At 67.9% G+C, this 15317-nt stretch carries 12 protein-coding genes; 7 read left to right on the forward strand and 5 right to left on the reverse strand.

The features are described from left to right. The first annotated feature begins 52 nt into the window (after positions 1-52). Positions 53-2164 (forward strand): type IIA DNA topoisomerase subunit B, encoded by a 2112-nt coding sequence (locus tag ACIQID_RS02090; protein WP_400281570.1) that lies wholly within the window; start codon positions 53-55, stop codon positions 2162-2164. Between the two features lie 60 nt (positions 2165-2224). On the opposite strand, the gene ACIQID_RS02095 is transcribed toward ACIQID_RS02090, so the two are convergent. Beyond that, positions 2225-4666, reverse strand: coding sequence for a DNA topoisomerase (ATP-hydrolyzing) subunit A (locus ACIQID_RS02095; RefSeq protein ID WP_400281573.1), 2442 nt, complete (start codon positions 4664-4666; stop codon positions 2225-2227). A 44-nt stretch (positions 4667-4710) separates the two neighbouring features. On the opposite strand from ACIQID_RS02095, the gene ACIQID_RS02100 reads away from it, so the two are divergent. Further along, the gene (locus tag ACIQID_RS02100) at positions 4711-5832 is read left to right on the forward strand and encodes an alkaline phosphatase family protein (RefSeq protein WP_400281576.1); all 1122 of its coding nucleotides are present in this window, start codon (positions 4711-4713) and stop codon (positions 5830-5832) included. A gap of 18 nt (positions 5833-5850) precedes the next feature. Here ACIQID_RS02100 and sepH read toward each other — a convergent pair whose 3' ends face one another. Continuing rightward, on the reverse strand, positions 5851-6897 hold the full coding sequence (gene sepH, locus ACIQID_RS02105; protein WP_400281579.1) for a septation protein SepH: 1047 nt from the start codon (positions 6895-6897) through the stop codon (positions 5851-5853). A 199-nt stretch (positions 6898-7096) separates the two neighbouring features. Between sepH and ACIQID_RS02110 the strand changes: the two genes are divergently transcribed. Further along, on the forward strand, positions 7097-7390 hold the full coding sequence (locus ACIQID_RS02110) for a DUF4193 domain-containing protein (protein ID WP_025103572.1): 294 nt from the start codon (positions 7097-7099) through the stop codon (positions 7388-7390). A 72-nt stretch (positions 7391-7462) separates the two neighbouring features. Here ACIQID_RS02110 and ACIQID_RS02115 read toward each other — a convergent pair whose 3' ends face one another. Further along, positions 7463-7927, reverse strand: coding sequence for a DUF3093 domain-containing protein (locus tag ACIQID_RS02115; RefSeq protein WP_400281582.1), 465 nt, complete (start codon positions 7925-7927; stop codon positions 7463-7465). A 12-nt stretch (positions 7928-7939) separates the two neighbouring features. Here ACIQID_RS02115 and dut point away from each other — a divergent pair, with 12 nt between their 5' ends. The 4 genes from dut (at position 7940) to ACIQID_RS02135 (ending at position 12713) form a co-directional block, all read left to right on the forward strand. Further along, positions 7940-8410 (forward strand): dUTP diphosphatase, encoded by a 471-nt coding sequence (gene dut, locus ACIQID_RS02120; protein WP_168429000.1) that lies wholly within the window; start codon positions 7940-7942, stop codon positions 8408-8410. Then, positions 8407-8994, forward strand: coding sequence for a DUF3710 domain-containing protein (locus ACIQID_RS02125; protein WP_400281586.1), 588 nt, complete (start codon positions 8407-8409; stop codon positions 8992-8994). Before dut ends, ACIQID_RS02125 begins: the two co-directional genes overlap by 4 nt. Next, on the forward strand, positions 8991-9725 hold the full coding sequence (locus tag ACIQID_RS02130; RefSeq protein WP_312672397.1) for a DUF3159 domain-containing protein: 735 nt from the start codon (positions 8991-8993) through the stop codon (positions 9723-9725). The genes ACIQID_RS02125 and ACIQID_RS02130 overlap by 4 nt, the downstream gene beginning before the upstream one ends. A gap of 108 nt (positions 9726-9833) precedes the next feature. Continuing rightward, positions 9834-12713: an aconitate hydratase gene (locus ACIQID_RS02135; RefSeq protein WP_400281590.1), complete on the forward strand. Its 2880-nt coding sequence runs from the start codon at positions 9834-9836 to the stop codon at positions 12711-12713. Between the two features lie 56 nt (positions 12714-12769). Here the strand turns inward: ACIQID_RS02135 and ACIQID_RS02140 are convergent, their stop codons facing one another. Both ACIQID_RS02140 and ACIQID_RS02145 read right to left on the reverse strand, forming a co-directional pair. Next, the gene (locus ACIQID_RS02140; RefSeq protein ID WP_400285605.1) at positions 12770-13255 is read right to left on the reverse strand and encodes a DUF3644 domain-containing protein; all 486 of its coding nucleotides are present in this window, start codon (positions 13253-13255) and stop codon (positions 12770-12772) included. Positions 13256-13296: 41 nt separating this feature from the next. Then, positions 13297-15261, reverse strand: a complete 1965-nt coding sequence (locus ACIQID_RS02145; protein ID WP_400281593.1) for a hypothetical protein — start codon at positions 15259-15261, stop codon at positions 13297-13299. Positions 15262-15317 lie beyond the last annotated feature (56 nt).

Below are 15317 nucleotides of genomic sequence, written 5' to 3' on the forward strand. Positions count from 1 at the left end.
GCGGGGAGTGTCGGCAGAGCGCGGGAGGCGCGCGCGAATAGACTCGGAGATTGTGAATGCCGAGTACTCCGCCCATCATCTCCAGGTGCTCGAAGGACTCGAAGCGGTCCGCAAGCGCCCCGGCATGTACATCGGCTCGAACGGTTCGCCCGGGCTCATGCACTGCCTCTGGGAGATCATCGACAACTCCGTCGACGAGGCCGTCGCCGGCAATGGCTCCCGGATCGACGTCATCCTCCACGACGACGGCAGCGTCGAGGTGCACGACCGCGGTCGCGGCATCCCCGTCGACGTCGAGCCCCGGACCGGTCTGACCGGTGTCGAGGTCGTCTACACCAAGCTGCACGCCGGAGGGAAGTTCGGCGGCGGCTCCTACGCCGCGTCGGGCGGTCTCCACGGCGTGGGCGCCTCGGTGGTGAACGCGCTCTCCGAGCGCCTCGACGTCGAGGTCGACCGCGGCGGCAGGACCTACGCGATGTCCTTCCACCGCGGCGAGCCCGGTATCTTCCACGACTCGGGGGAGAAGCGGCCCGATGCGCCCTTCACCCCGTTCGAGGAGAACAGCGAGCTGCGGGTCGTGGGGAAGGCTCCGCGCGGGGTCACCGGCACCCGCGTGCGCTACTGGGCGGATCGTCAGATCTTCACCAAGGACGCCGCGTTCCAGCTCGCCGAGCTCGAGACGCGGGCGCGACAGACGGCGTTCCTGGTCCCCGGGCTCGAGATCGTGGTGCGCGACGAGCGCGCCGCGAGCGCCGTGGTGGGCGAGGACGGCACCCCGACCGGCCCCGTGGAGACCTCGTACCTCTACGAGGGCGGCATCTCCGAGTTCGTGGAGTACCTGGCGGTCGACCCGCCGGTGACCGACACCTGGCGCATCCAGGGCGAGGGCACGTTCACCGAGACCGTCCCGGTCCTGCAGCCCGACGGGCACATGGTGGCGACCGAGGTCGAGCGCGTGTGCGCGGTCGACATCGCCCTGCGCTGGGGCACGGGCTACGACACCCGTATCCGCTCCTTCGTCAACATCATCTCCACGCCCAAGGGCGGCACCCATCAGCAGGGCTTCGAACAGGAGCTGCTGAAGGTCCTGCGCAGTCAGGTCGAGCAGAACGCCCGCCGGCTCAAGGTCGGCAACGACAAGCTGGAGAAGGACGACGTCCTCGCCGGCCTCACTGCGGTGCTCACGGTCAACGTGCCGGAGCCGCAGTTCGAGGGGCAGACGAAGGAGGTGCTCGGCACGCCCGCCGTGCGCCAGATCGTGGCCCAGGTGATGCGGAAGGACCTCCAGCAGCGGTTCACCTCCACCAAGCGCGACGACAAGAGCCAGGCCACGCAGCTGCTCGACAAGATCGTCTCCGAGATGAAGGCCCGCGTGTCGGCACGAGCGCACAAGGAGACGCAGCGCCGGAAGAACGCGCTCGAGTCCTCGACCCTGCCGACCAAGCTCGTCGACTGCCGGACGAACGACGTGGAGCGCAGCGAGCTCTTCATCGTCGAGGGCGACTCGGCCCTCGGCACGGCCAAGAACGCGCGCAACAGCGAGTTCCAGGCGCTGCTGCCGATCCGCGGGAAGATCCTCAACGTGCAGAAGGCCTCGGTCGGCGACATGCTGTCCAACGCCGAATGCGCGTCGATCATCCAGGTGATCGGGGCCGGCTCCGGTCGGACCTTCGACATCGACGCCGCGCGCTACGGGAAGATCATCCTCATGAGCGACGCCGACGTCGACGGCGCGCACATCCGCACCCTCCTGCTCACGCTGTTCTTCCGCTACATGCGGCCCCTCATCGAGCACGGGCGGGTCTTCGCGGCGGTGCCGCCGCTGCACCGGATCATCGTCGTCAACCCGGGATCGAAGCCGAACGAGACCATCTACACGTACAGCGAGCAGGAGCTGCACGCGCTCCTCGCCAAGCTCCGCAAGGCCGGCAAGCGCTGGCACGAGCCGATCCAGCGCTACAAGGGTCTCGGCGAGATGGACGCGGAGCAGCTCGCGAACACGACGATGGACCGCTCCGGTCGTCTGCTCCGCCGTGTGCGGATGGAGGACGCGGAGGCGGCGGGCCGTGTCTTCGAACTGCTCATGGGCAACGAGGTCGCTCCGCGACGCGAGTTCATCATCGACTCCGCCGACCAGCTCTCGCGCGAGTCCATCGACGCCTGACGGTCACCGCGACGAAGAAGGGGACTCGGCGACGCCGAGTCCCCTTCTTCGTGGAACGGATCAGACGAGGGTGCGGCCGATGCTGCCGATCACGCCGTCGATCGGCTGGCCGGAGGCGTCGCGGCGTGCCCCGGCGTCCGGCAGCTTGCGCACGGCGCCGGTGGGGTCGACCGCGAGCGGCGGGTGGGGACCGACCCAGGCGACGGTGAGACGATCCTCGCCCTTGAGGAAGGCGTGGGCGCGGACGCCGCCGGTCGCACGTCCCTTGGCCGGGTACTCCGTGAACGCCGAGACCTTCGCGCGGCCCGGATCGGTTCCGGGCAGGATGCTCTCCGCGCCCGAGACCGTGGCGACCACGGCCTCGGTGTCGGGGGCGACGGCGCCGAAGAAGAGGACCGTGGCGCCGGAGCCGAGCTTGATGCCCGCCATGCCACCTGCGGGCGCCCCCTGGGGGCGGACCGTCGAGGCCGAGAACCGGAGGAGCTGGGCGTCGGTGGTAAGGAACACGAGATCGGCGTCATCCGCAGCGTCGGCTGCACCGACCACGGCGTCGCCGGCCTTGAGGCCGATGACCTCGAGGTCGGGGCGCACCGGGAGGGTCGACGGCACGATCCGCTTCACGATGCCCTGAGCGGTGCCGAGGGCGATCGGGGTCTCGCTGTCGAAACGGACGAACCCGAGGATGCGCTCGCCCTTGGTCGTGATCCCCAGGTAGTCGCGCAGCGGGGTCCCCGCGGCGAGCTGCACGGAGGTGCCGGGCACGGAAGGCAGGTCGACGGGGGAGAAGCGGACGACGCGCCCGGTGCTCGTGAGGGCACCGACCTCACCGCGGACCGTCGTCTCGACGGTCGCGAGGATGGCGTCGTGCTTGCTGCGCCGGGCAGGAGCCGTGAGCTCCTGGCCTTCGCCGAGGTCCACGCGAACGGCGCGGCCCGTGGTCGAGAGGACGACGGTGGTCGGCGCGTCGGCGATCTGCAGATCCACCGCGCCCTTCGTCGCGCGGGGCTTCGGCGGGGCGGCGTTCATCAGCAGCGTGCGGCGCGGCGTGCCGTAGGCCTCGGCCACGGCGTCCAGCTCCTGGGCGACGGCCGCGCGCAGCAGCGCCGGGCTGGCGAGCAGCTCGCGCAGCGACGCGATCTCCGCGAGGAGGGCGTCCCGCTCCGCTTCGAGCTCGATGCGGGAGAACTTCGTCAGGCGGCGCAGACGCAGCTCGAGGATGTACTCGGCCTGCGGCTCGCTGAGGTCGAACACGGAGCGGAGCCGGGTGCGGGCCTGCTCAGTGTCGTCCGAGGACCGGATGACCTGGATGACCTCGTCGATGTCGAGGATCGCGATGAGCAGACCCTCCACCAGGTGCAGGCGCTCCTCCCGGCGGGCGAGACGATAGCGGCTGCGGCGGGTGATGACCTCGATGCGGTGGCCGACGTAGACGCTGAGCATCTCCTTGAGCCCGAGCGTGCGGGGCTGGCCGTCGACGAGGGCGACGTTGTTGATGCTGAAGGAGTCCTCGAGCGGCGTGAGCCGGTACAGCTGCTCCAGCACGGCGTTCGGGTCGAATCCGGTCTTGATCCCGATGGCGACGCGGAGACCGTGGTTGCGGTCGGTGAGGTCGGTGACGTCGCTGATGCCCTGGAGCTTCTTCGCCTGCACCGCGTCGCGGATCTTCTCGATCAGACGTTCCGGGCCGACCATGTACGGCAGCTCCGAGACGATGATGCCCGTGCGGCGGGGGCCGAGCGGCTCGATCGACGTGCGTCCGCGGACCTTGAGGGCGCCGCGACCGGTCGTGTAGGCGTCCTTCACGCCGTCGAGCCCCATGAGGATCCCGCCCGAGGGGAAGTCGGGGCCCGGGACGTACTCCATGAGGTCCTCGGTGGTGGCGTCCGGGTTCTCGAGCAGGTGGGTCGCCGCGGCGACGACCTCGATGAGGTTGTGCGGCGCCATGTTGGTCGCCATGCCCACGGCGATGCCGCTGGCGCCGTTGACGAGCAGGTTCGGGAAGGCCGCAGGCAGCACGGCGGGCTGCTGGAACTGGCCGTCGTAGTTCGGGATGAAGTCGACGACGTCCTCGTCGAGGTTCTCGGTGAGCGACAGGGCGGGGGCGGCGAGACGCGCCTCGGTGTACCGTGCGGCGGCGGGCCCGTCGTCCAGGGAGCCGAAGTTGCCGTGGCCGTCGACCAGCGGCACCCGGAGGGCCCACTCCTGCGCAAGACGGACGAGTGCGTCGTAGATCGCCGAGTCGCCGTGGGGGTGCAGCTTCCCCATGACCTCGCCCACCACGCGGGCGCTCTTCACGTGACCGCGGTCAGGACGCAGCCCCATCTCCGCCATCTGGAACAGGATCCGTCGCTGCACCGGCTTGAGGCCGTCTCTGGCGTCGGGGAGTGCGCGCGAGTAGATGACGGAGTAGGCGTATTCCAGGAACGAGCCCTGCATCTCGTGGGAGAGATCGATGTCCTGGATGCGTTCCTCGACAGGCTCGGGCGGCGGGGTTTTCGGCATGGACTTCCTGAGGGCGTACGGGAGCCTGTGTCAGACTGGCTCGGATGTCCTTCATGCTACCGTCCGCGCCGCCGGGCGCCCGGAGCGTCGTCGGGGTGGCGGACGACCTGTGCGCCGCTCTCCGCGGCGGATCCGCGACGCTGCCGCGCGCCGAGTCGGCCGTGCTCGTCGTGATCGACGGGCTCGGCGCGATCAGCCTCCGCGGGCACGCGGGCCATGCGCGCGCGCTCACCGCGACGATGACGAAGAAGGACATCGCGCAGACGGTGTTCCCGACGACGACCGCCGCCGCCCTGACGAGCCTCACCACCGGCGTGTGGCCGGGGGAGCACGGTCTCGTCGGGTACCGCGTGCGGGACCCGGAGCGGGATGTCCTGGTCAATCAGCTCAGCGGGTGGGAGACGGACGGCCTGGACCCGCTGACCTGGCAGGCGGCTCCCACGGTCTTCGAGCGTGCGGCGGCGACCGGACGGCCGACCTTCGCCGTGGGGCTCGCGGCCTACGCGCACAGCGGCTTCACCCGGGCGACCCTGCGGGGCGCGACGTTCGTCCCCGCGGCGACGCCGGAGGAGCGGGTCGAGACCGCCTACACGCTGGCCGAGGAGAATCCGGGATCGCTGGTGTACTGCTACCTCCCCGAGGTCGACAAGGCCGGGCACAAGCACGGCGTGGCCTCCGCCGAGTGGGTCGCCGCACTGGAACGGATCGACGGTGCGCTGTCGATCCGCGTCCCCCCGCGGGTGGGCGTGGTCGTGACGTCGGACCACGGGATGGTCGACGTGCCGTTCCACCGACAGGTGGTGCTCGAGGAGGAGCATCTCGTCGGGATCCGGCACGTCGGCGGCGAGCCCCGCATGCTGCACCTCTACCGTGAGCCGGACGCCGACGTCGCTCTGGTGACCACGCGCCTTCGCGGCGACCTCGAGGGCGCGGCCGATGTCGTCACCCGTGAGGACGCGGTGGAGGCCGGGCTCTTCGGCCCCGTCGTGCGAGACGAGGCCCTCGATCGCATCGGCGACGTGCTGGTCATCGCCACGGGAGTCCGGGCGCTCTACGACGGCACGGCCGACGACCAGCGCAATCGCGGCATGGTGGGGCAGCACGGAGCGCTCACGCCGGAAGAGACGCGGGTCCCCTTCCTGCGGTTCGGGTCGTTCGCCTCCTGAGGCGCGACCCGGGACCGATCACTCGTCGGTCCGTGCTCCGAAGACGATCTCGTCCCACGACGGCATGGCGTTCCGGCGTCGTCGGCGTCCGTTGCCGTCGGCGTCCCCGGATGCCGGCTGGCGGGGTGCGGGTTCCGGGGCCTCGGGCTCGTCGTCCGGCTCCTCCAGCGCGGCGAACAGGGCGATCGGGTCGGACTCGTCCCGGCTCTCCTCGACCTCGTGCTCGACCGGCGACGGCTCCCGCTGGCCGCGACGACGGCGCAGGGCCTCGAGGAGGTCGGCGGTCTCCGGGCTCGTCGAGGCGGAGTCGGGAGCACGGTTGATCGCGGCGTCCTGGACCGCCGGTGCCGAGCGCTCGGGCTGTGCCGGCTCTTCGGCCTCCGTGGCGGGGGCGGGAACGAGGCGCGGGCCGAAGGCGCCCGAGTCGAAGCGGCTGTCGTCCTTGTACGGCGAGGCGGCGCGGTCGGCCTCCACAGCGCGGAGCCGGGGGATCAGACCCTCCGGCAGCGAGCCCTGACGCGAGAGCTGCGTGGCGTCGGCGTTCAGCGGCGAAAGCGCGCTGCGGCGCGGGTCGAAGCTCCAGCGGGCGTCGTGCTCGACGTCGTTGGCGGAGAACTCCAGCTTGATGATCCAGCCGGATTCCTCCTTCCAGCTCGCCCAGCGCTCGGAGGACGCGGCCACCTCGGCGAGCTTGGCGCGCACGGCGGCGCCGAAGGTCGGCTGCGCATCGGGCTCGACTTCGCTGCCGATGAGGACGGGCACAGCGAGCGCCTGACCGATGATGTGCTCACGCTCCGCGAGGACGGGCCCCTCGAAGCGCGCGACGTCGTCGACACTGATCCCGAGCAGTTCGGCCACCTCCGCGGCGGTGAGACCGGCGCGGATCTGCGCCTGGATGTCCCGCGGACTCGCGGCGAGCTTCTGTGCCGCAGGCTCGGCCTGGCGGGTCGCGCGGCGGATCTCCCGCTGCAGCACGGCGTCGATGGGCAGCGCGAACCGCTCGCCCGCCTCGGTCGCGAGGACGAGCACTCCTGCTTCTGTGCCGACGATGGTGACGTTTTCCATGCGAATGCCCCTCTGATGGGTGTGCGTTCATGGTGTCACGGGAGACGCGTCGGGACAGGGAATACGGCGGGCGTGCCGTGAGTTTGCCCTGTCGCATGGGAGGGCATTTGCGAAACGCCCGCCGGTCATGCAAACTATGGCCGCCGATTACCCGACGGCGCACCCGCCCACTCGCACCATGAAAGTGGAGATTCACCGCATGGCAACCGATTACGACGCTCCCCGAAAGAGTGAAGACGACTCCGAGTCGATCGAAGCCCTCAAGGAGCGTGTGCCGGACAAGCTGTCCGGCACGACCGGAGACGAGGACTCCGACAACCCGTCGAACTTCGATCTCCCGGGCGCGGACCTCTCCGACCTCGAGCTGGATGTCGTCGTGCTGCCCGCGCAGCAGGACGAGTTCACCTGCATGAGCTGCTTCCTCGTGAAGCACCGCTCGCAGCTCGACCACGAGGGACCCGATGGCCCCATCTGCAAGGAGTGCGCTGCCTGAGCAGCCCTCCGAGCGACGCCCCACGCGCCCCCGACCATCCCGGTCAGGGGCGCGCTGTCGTCTGCGGGGGATTCAGGCCTGAGCCGCGCGGAGGACGGCGGCGAGACGATCCGGGGTGCGGGTCGAGACGGTCCAGGCGATCACCGGATCGGCCTCGTCGATGTTGGGGATCACGACCACCCCGTCGATGCCGCCGCGGATGAGATGCCATCCGCGCGCCGGGAGCTCCGTGCCCCGGGCGGCGCGCGCCTCGGGGCCGGTCAGGGCCACGGGGTCGCCGAGGTGGCGCACGTCGATGTGAGCGCGTCCGGCGCGGAAGACGCCGTCCTGCACCGACACCACCGGAGCCAGCGCGATGGCAGCCACCACGAGCAGCGCCGACACCGCTCCGCCGAGCAGCAGCGCGAAGGTCGAGCCGACCGGCACGAAGATCAGGGACACCATGGGGCCCGCCAGGGCGATGGTGACCAGCAGCCACAGGCTGGGGGCCAGTCGTTCGTGGTAGCGGGGACGTGCGTCCGTTGCGGGGTTCTGCATTAGCCTCATGGGGTGACCGATTCCGTTGATGTCCCCATTATCGCCGCAGTGGTCCCCGGCTACGCGCATCCGGGCGACGCCGGAGCCGATCTCGTCGCCGCCGAGGCCGTGCGGCTGGAGCCGGGGGAGCGGGCTCTCGTGCCCACGGGCGTGCGCATCGCGCTGCCCGACGGCTATGCGGCCTTCGTGGTGCCCCGCAGCGGTCTCGCGGCGAAGCACGGCATCTCGATCGTGAACTCTCCCGGCACCGTCGACGCCGGCTACCGGGGTGAGATCAAGGTCAGTCTGATCAACACGGACATCCACAGCGCGTACGATGTCGCCGTCGGCGATCGCATCGCACAGCTCATCGTGATGCCCGTCACCCGTGCCCGGTTCCTCCCGGTCGACGAGCTGCCGGACAGCGTCCGCGGCGCCGGCGGATTCGGCTCGACCGGCTACCAGGCACAGATCCCCGAGAACGAAGCAGGACAGGCGAAATGACCGACAGCAACGAGACTCCCTCCAAGTCGGCGCCGGATAACCGCGCCACCGAAGGCCCGTTCGACGACTCCGAGGCGAACCCCGTCCGCCCGTACATCGACCTCGGCGGGATCAAGATCCTGCCGCGCGAGGGCCTGAACCTGCGGCTCGAGGTGGAGGAGCAGAGCAAGCGCATCGTGGCGGTCGGGCTCGACTACGCCGAGTCCTCGCTCCAGGTGCAGCCGTTCGCGGCTCCCCGCAGCGGTGGTCTCTGGGACGAGACGCGGGTGCAGCTCCGCGACCAGGTGAAGGCGCAGGGCGGTCGCGTCGAGGAGCGGGAGGGGCCGCTCGGCAAGGAGCTCCTCGCCGAGGTCCCCGCGACGGCCAGCGAGGGCTCCGGCCTGCGTCTGGCGCGCTTCATCGGCATCGACGGTCCGCGCTGGTTCCTCCGCGGCGTGATCGGCGGTGCGGCGGCGTCCGACCCCGAGGCCGCGGCGAAGGTCGAAGACCTCTTCCGCTCGATCGTGGTCGTGCGCGGGGGAGCACCCATGCCGCCGCGCGACCTCATTCCCCTGAAGATGCCGGCGACGCCGGGCTCCGCGTGACGACGCCGGACGCCGAGGAGCCGCGCACGCAGAGCGCGTCGGAGATCCTCGGAGCAGCGCTCGGGGGTGCGGCGCGCAAGGCGGGACTCGACCCGGCGGAGAGCGCGAGCACGCACAAGGTCGTCTGGTCGGCCATGGGCGGCTGGCGCGGGATCCTGGAATCGGTGCTGCCGAGCCTCGCGTTCGTCATCCTGTTCACCCTCCGCCCGGAGCCTCTGCTGCTGCCACTCGGGGTGTCGGTCGGTCTGGCCGCCGTGTTCACCGTCGTGCGTCTGGTGCAGAAGTCGCCGCCGTCGGCCGCCCTCGGCGGACTGATCGCGGCCGTGGCCGCCGCCGGGCTGGCGCTGTGGACGGGGCGCGGCGAGGACAACTTCGTCCCCGGCCTCATCACGAACGCGGTCTACGGCTCGGCGATCCTCGTCTCGGCCCTCATCGGCTGGTCCGTCATCGGGCTCGCGGTCGGCTTCCTCATGGGGGAGGGCACCGCCTGGCGCTCCGACCGCCGCAAGCGACGCGCGTTCTTCTGGCTCGGCATCGCCTGGGCGGCACTGTTCTTCGCGCGGCTGATCGTGCAGTTCCCGCTGTACCTGGCCGGCGACGTGACGGCTCTCGGAACCCTCAAGCTCGTGATGGGGCTGCCGTTGTTCGCGCCCCTGATCGCCGTGACCTGGCTGGTCGTGCGAGCGCTCTATCCCCGCGCGTCGTCGCACGACGACGCCGCCGCGGCGTGATAGATTTATCTCGACATCAAGATAAATCACAGGCTTTCGCCGGTGACCTGCGCGGAGCAGACTGGTTAGGTCCCCCTTGCTAGCCGCGCGGCCGCACCGGCGAGCAAGATGGAGGCGCCTGTCGCTCCCATCCGAATAGAAGGAGACGGATTCGTGTCCACGGTGAACAGCTTCGGTGCCAAGAGCACCCTGACGGTCGGCAGCACCGACTACGAGATCTTCCGCATCGACACGGTGCCCGGTTTCGACAAGCTCCCGTTCAGCCTCAAGGTCCTCCTGGAGAACCTGCTTCGCACCGAGGACGGCGCGAACGTCACGAAGGCGCAGATCGAGGCGCTCGGGTCCTGGGACGCCAACGCGGAGCCCAACACCGAGATCCAGTTCACGCCGGCGCGCGTGGTCATGCAGGACTTCACCGGTGTGCCCTGCATCGTCGACCTCGCCACGATGCGCGAGGCCGTGACGGCGCTCGGTGGAGACCCGAACAAGATCAACCCGCTCTCGCCGGCCGAGATGGTCATCGACCACTCCGTCATCGCCGACCTGTTCGGCACCGAGAACGCCCTCGAGCGCAACGTCGAGATCGAGTACGAGCGCAACGGCGAGCGGTACCAGTTCCTGCGCTGGGGCCAGACCGCGTTCCAGGACTTCAAGGTCGTGCCCCCCGGCACCGGCATCGTCCACCAGGTGAACATCGAGCACCTGGCGAAGGTCATCTACGACCGCACCAACGGCGGCGTCCTCCAGGCCTACCCCGACACCTGCGTCGGCACCGACTCGCACACCACGATGGTCAACGGCCTGGGCGTGCTCGGCTGGGGCGTCGGCGGCATCGAGGCCGAGGCCGCGATGCTCGGCCAGCCCGTGTCGATGCTCATCCCGCGGGTCGTCGGCTTCAAGCTCTCGGGCGAGATCCCCGCCGGCGTCACCGCGACCGACGTGGTGCTCACCATCACCGACATGCTGCGCAAGCACGGCGTCGTCGGCAAGTTCGTCGAGTTCTACGGCGAGGGCGTCGCCTCGGTGCCGCTCGCGAACCGCGCGACGATCGGCAACATGTCGCCCGAGTTCGGCTCCACCGCCGCGATCTTCCCGATCGACGACGTCACCCTCGACTACCTGCGCCTCACCGGCCGCAGCGACGAGGCCGTCGCGCTGGTGGAGGCCTACGCCAAGGAGCAGAAGCTCTGGCACGATGCCTCCCACGAGCCGGTCTTCAGCGAGTACATGGAGCTCGACCTGAGCACGGTCGTCCCGTCGATCGCCGGCCCGAAGCGCCCGCAGGACCGCATCCTCCTCTCCGAGGCGAAGACGCAGTTCGAGCAGGACATCCTGAACTACGCCACGGCCTCGACCAGCGACGACATCGTCGACCTCGAGTCCAAGCACTCCTTCCCGGCGTCCGACCCCGGTCAGGTCCCCGGCGAGGAGGAGCCGACCACGCGTCCCGTGCACATCAGCAGCGGTGCGCCGGCCAACGTGTCGAACCCCGTGCCGGTCACGACTCCCGAGGGCGAGAAGTACACCCTCGACAACGGCGCCGTCACGCTGGCCGCCATCACGTCGTGCACCAACACGTCCAACCCGTCGGTCATGATCGCCGCCGGTCTCCTCGCCCGCAAGGCGCGGGAGAAGGGCCTCAAGCAGAAGCCGTGGGTCAAGACCACGCTCGGCCCCGGCTCGAAGGTCGTCACCGACTACTACGAGAAGTCGGGTCTGGACAAGGACCTCGAGGGTCTCGGCTTCTACACCGTCGGCTACGGCTGCACCATCTGCATCGGAAACTCCGGTCCGCTGATCGAAGAGGTCTCCGAGGCGATCAACTCGCACGACCTCGCGGTCACGGCCGTCCTCTCGGGCAACCGCAACTTCGAGGGTCGCATCAGCCCGGACGTGAAGATGAACTACCTGGCCAGCCCGCCGCTGGTCATCGCGTACGCCCTCGCCGGCTCGATGCACTTCGACTTCGAGACCGACGCGCTCGGCAAGGACGCGGACGGCAACGACGTGTTCCTCAAGGACATCTGGCCTTCGCCGGACGAGGTGCAGGAGATCGTCGACTCGTCGATCTCGCGCGACCAGTTCATCAAGCAGTACGCCACCGTTTTCGACGGTGACGAGCGCTGGCGCAACCTGCCCACGCCGGACGACGACACGTTCCAGTGGGACGAGAACTCGACCTACGTGCGCAAGGCCCCGTACTTCGACGGCATGACGATGGAGCTCACCCCGGTGAAGGACATCGAGGGTGCGCGCGTCATGGCGACGCTCGGCGACTCGGTCACCACCGACCACATCTCGCCCGCCGGGAACATCAAGCCGGGCACCCCCGCGGCGCAGTACCTCACGGAGCACGGCGTCGACCGCAAGGACTTCAACTCCTTCGGCTCGCGTCGCGGCAACCACGAGGTCATGATCCGCGGCACCTTCGCGAACATCCGCCTGAAGAACCTCATGGTCTCGGCCGTGAACGACGGACAGGTCGTCGAGGGTGGCTACACCCGCGACTTCACGCAGCCGGACGGCCCGCAGTCGTACATCTACGACGCGTGCATGAACTACGCCGAGCAGGGCACCCCGCTCGTCGTCTTCGGCGGCAAGGAGTACGGCTCCGGCTCGTCGCGCGACTGGGCGGCCAAGGGCACCAGCCTCCTGGGCGTCAAGGCCGTCATCACGGAGAGCTTCGAGCGCATCCACCGCTCCAACCTCATCGGCATGGGCGTCGTCCCGCTGCAGTTCCCGGCCGGTGAGAGCTGGGAGTCGCTGGGCCTCGACGGTACCGAGATCGTCTCGATCACGGGGCTCGAGGAGCTCAACAACGGCGTGACCCCGAAGACGGTCAAGGTCACCGCCACACCGAGCGAGCACTCGCCCGAGGGCAAGCAGACCGTCGAGTTCGACGCGGTCGTCCGCATCGACACCCCCGGTGAGGCTGACTACTACCGCAACGGCGGCATCCTGCAGTACGTGCTTCGGAGCTTGGTTTAAGAGGCGGCAAAATTGCTTCTGACCAGGTTGTTCTCTCGAAATCGGTACATGCTTCGCTAACTTATCGGTAGTTGACTGAATGCCTGGTCAGAAGTGATTTTTCCGAATTCTTCATTGCTGCTCCTGAACATGCTTCGCCAACTCAGCGGTAGTTGACTGAATACCTGGTCATGCGCAATTTGTGCCAGAGATGCCCGCTCGGCAGATGGTCGTAAAAACAAGCTCGCACCACTCGGGAATGCCGAGTGGTGCGAGCTTGTCTTGCGAAGGCGTGGCTGGGGTTGTCTGAGGGCCGCGACGCCATTGTCGAGAGATGTTTCGGCGTCGCGGGCGTAAGGCTGCAGCCGATTCGTGCACTGCGGGTCCCAGTATCGAAAGTCCCCGTCGTCGCTGACGAACCTGGCGTGGCGCAAGTACAGCCAGGCGCGGCGCATGTGGTGATGAAGCCCACGAACGAACTCACGTGCTACCGTAGCGTCGTTATAGAGGGGTACCGCCAGGCGCGCCTCTTCGATGCTCGCGTCGAGTGTCGCCTGGCGCAGTGGGGGCTCTTAGCTTCGGCGGCTTGGATCCTTCGATCGATTCACGATGATGGGGTCAATCGGTTCGCGGTGGACCGCTGGAAATCGTCCAAGATCTTGAGTGCCAGCGACACCACCATCCGGAGTAGTTGCAAGTACGACTGCTTGTGCGCACTCACGTCCTCAGGGTCGGCGTTGGTCCCATGCGCGTATCTGTTGCGAAGATCCGGACCGTCACTGAACTCGCTCTTGTTCAGGAAGAAGTTGAAGTAGCTCGACTCGGCTGATGTCAGAAGGGTCGACTTGAAGGTGAGCCATCCCTTGTCCACGAGGGTGCGGGCCGCAGCAGATTCGTCCGCTCCGTAGTGACCGTAGGCCGCCGCTTCACGCTTATAGATGTCGCTCAGTATGAGGACCTGGACTGGCTGCGCGAATTCGATCGCACCATCTTCGATTGCAACAAGTCCCTCGGCGGACAGCCAATCGACCGTCCCCTTCTGGTACGGATGCAGAGAGTCGTAGAGTAGCTCGTTCTCTGTCGCCAACTCCACGAAACTCTCGGCCCGAAGCTCCTCGTTGACGTAGGTAAGCCCTGACTGGCTGCTGAAGAGGACGCCGAGCACCCGTTCGCAATCACTACCTGGGCTCGGCTCCAAGTACTTGCGTTCGACAAGACTGGGAATCTCGGCCCACGGGCGCGATCCAGAGGCCATCCGCAGGAGCTCGGGATCCATTTCACCCTCCTCGCAAAAGAGCGCGAACTGCTTGGCGATGCTCTCCATTTCAGCGGCGACATGACGGCACCGCTCGAGGAACGAACTGTGCGGGCTGGAAGGTGCGTAGTAGAAGTTCGCCGCCCCGTACTCGTTGACGAGGTGTTCTCGGAACAGCCACGCGACTGCATCCTCGACTTCGACGTCGTTCCGAGTGAGAAGTTCTGAGTACAGCTGCGTCCCGAGAAAGGTCAGTGAGTCCAGATACTTGAACATGGTTCCCGCGGGGTATGCATCTTTTCCCGAGATGAAGATCCCCTCGAACACGCTGGCCTGGGATCGAAATGCAGGCATCGCCAGCAGGCCGTGGCCATCCACATAGCCAATCACGGAGGCGAAATTCTTCAGCACTCGGGCCGGCTCGACAGAGGGCGACAGGTACTGCTCGCTGAATGACCGCATGTGGGTCGTGCCGTTGTCCTCGTGGTCAACCTTGTCGATCACGGGATCACGCTGATCGGGATCGAGCCGAACCCCGTAGCCGTTCTTGATCAGGGAGCTGCTGTCGTCTGCGAAGAGTTCCTTCATGAGCGCCTCATAACGCTTCTTCGCATGCAGCCTGAGCTTCGGAGTGATGCCGAACGCGTCGTTGTCCTTCGCCTGCGCGATCGCCTGGACATGGTTCGGATGCGGCGACTCGCTGTCAATGTACGCACGCAAGAGTTGCTGCGAGTCCTCGCTACTGAAACTCGTTGGTAGGTGGCCGGAAGACCTGGATCCTTTGATCAACCGCCTGCTAATCAGAATCTGGCCATTGCGAGGGTCGCCCAGCAGCTCGCCGCGGAGTTGCCGATCGTAGCGGTCGACAAACTTGCGGTCCGCGAGCATGACGGTCAAGGGCATGCGAGCTTTCAACAGCGCGTCGAAGAGCACCTGTCCGCCAACGTTCTTGGCGACTTGATGCCTCTCGAGCAACTGAATTAGGTCACCTGCGTACTGGAAGGCAAAGCCGACCAAGACTGATTCGACGTTCGACGCATCCAAGCCTGCGAAGAATGAGGCGATCTGTCGCCGGGACTCACGAGCTGCTGGTCTCAGGCTCTCTTGCCCCCGCTGGTCGAGAGAACTCGGGAAAATGCCGTGCTCCTCGAACGCGAGCGCGTTGTGCAACTCGAGGGCATCGTCCAATGACCGTATCTTGCGACCTGCCCCATAGTCCCGGATCAGCCCGACCGCTCGATCCGCACCCCAACTGGCCGCGAGATCATGCGGGCCATAGAACTTGATGCGTTCGGGTGAGGCCGGATCTTCCATGGTCGCATCGTATTCGAGTCCCACAGCGCAGCGTTGTCCATGAGGCGGTTTCGCTC

Origin of the sequence: Microbacterium sp. NPDC091676, assembly GCF_044756645.1 — a bacterium.
Taxonomy (GTDB): Bacteria; Actinomycetota; Actinomycetes; order Actinomycetales; family Microbacteriaceae; genus Microbacterium; species Microbacterium paraoxydans_D.